Raw genomic sequence first — 656 nt, forward strand, 5'->3', positions numbered from 1 at the left:
CGCCATGCGCAAGCCGGGTTTTCGCCGCCGCATGGCCAAGCGGATCGCCGCCGACGAATGGCTGTTCCCCAACATCAATCGCGGCTGCGTGCTGCGCGTGTCGGAAACCGGCGAGATCATCGACGCGTTGTGGGACGAGGCCGGCGAAAACCATCCCTCGATCACCTCGACCTGCGAGCACAAGGGCTGGCTCTATCTGGGCGGCGTCTCCAACAACCGCATCGGCCGCGTTCGCATCGAAGGCGCCGATCCGCAATGGACGGCGCATGACGATTACTGGGGGAAGCGCTGATGGCGGGGTTAGGCACGTTCGTCCGCCGGCTGTTTTCGGCTGATGATGCCGGCATCAGCGTGCCGGCCATGGACGGCGTCTTCAAACCGGACAACCGTCTGGAAGAGGCGGAGCGGCTGCTGTCGCTTCCCGCCATCGACAATCTCGTTGCGTCGCCAGCGAGACTGCTGTGCAGCAGCGGCAACACGCTCTTTCGGATCGACCTTGGGAGAGCGGGCGCTTCGGCGGTCGCAATAGCGGAGTTCGCGGCGCCGATCAGCTTTGTCGCATCCGCGCCCGATGGCCGCCTTGCCGTCGGCATCGAGGGTGAGGGCCTGCAAATCGGGCAGCCGGGCACCTGGAGGCGCATCGGCTTGCCAGGCGG

Annotated in this window: 2 pseudogenes; both read left to right on the plus strand. The window is 66.2% G+C overall.

The features are described from left to right. Positions 1–292 (plus strand): annotated as a pseudogene (locus tag EN939_RS36870) (ABC transporter permease); the annotation flags it as partial. Then, positions 292–656: pseudogene (locus EN939_RS36875) on the plus strand (hypothetical protein); the annotation flags it as partial. The pseudogenes EN939_RS36870 and EN939_RS36875, both read left to right, overlap by 1 nt.

The sequence above is a fragment of the Mesorhizobium sp. M7A.F.Ca.CA.002.05.1.1 genome, from assembly GCF_003998335.1.
In the GTDB taxonomy this organism is placed as follows: Bacteria; Pseudomonadota; Alphaproteobacteria; order Rhizobiales; family Rhizobiaceae; genus Mesorhizobium.